1 protein-coding gene is annotated in these 672 nt (G+C 41.8%); it reads left to right on the forward strand.

What is annotated here, in order from left to right; all coding sequences use genetic code 11:
* Positions 1–537 (forward strand): DNA polymerase (locus GMD1S_RS08620; RefSeq protein ID WP_000298145.1); only part of this gene is annotated, 537 nt, incomplete at its 5' end.
* Positions 538–672: the final 135 nt, after the last annotated feature.

The following is a 672-nucleotide window of genomic DNA, read 5'->3' on the forward strand; positions in this document are numbered from 1 at the left end:
CCAAACGACCGTCGTAATGCCAAGGCGGTAAACTTTGGAGTGGTTTACGGGATTTCAGATTTTGGTTTGGCAAACAATCTTGGTATTAGTCGTAAGAAGGCCAAAGCCTACATTGACACTTACTTTGAACGTTTTCCTGGAATCAAAAACTATATGGAAGAAGTGGTACGTGAAGCGCGTGATAAGGGCTATGTAGAGACCCTCTTCAAGCGTCGTCGTGAGTTACCAGATATCAATTCGCGCAACTTTAACATTCGTGGTTTTGCAGAGCGAACTGCTATTAACTCTCCTATCCAGGGTTCGGCGGCGGATATTCTCAAGATTGCTATGATTCAGCTAGACAAAGCTCTAGTTGAGGGTGGTTATCAGACCAAGATGCTCTTGCAAGTGCATGATGAAATCGTCCTTGAGGTTCCAAAATCAGAACTAGCAGCCGTTAAAACTCTAGTGAAACAAACCATGGAAGAAGCCATCCAGCTTAGTGTCCCACTCATTGCTGATGAGAATGAAGGAGCAACTTGGTACGAAGCTAAATAAGAAAGTTATGAAAGAGTTTGAAGCATTTGTCTTCAAACTCTTTTTCATAGTTTTCTGTAAGCAGTTTCCTTGACTTTTCCTTGTATTTGCGTTACTATATTTCCATATAAGATATGGGAGTCTGTGTACAGTCTG

Source organism: Streptococcus sp. GMD1S (genome assembly GCF_000296875.1).
Classification (GTDB): Bacteria; Bacillota; Bacilli; order Lactobacillales; family Streptococcaceae; genus Streptococcus.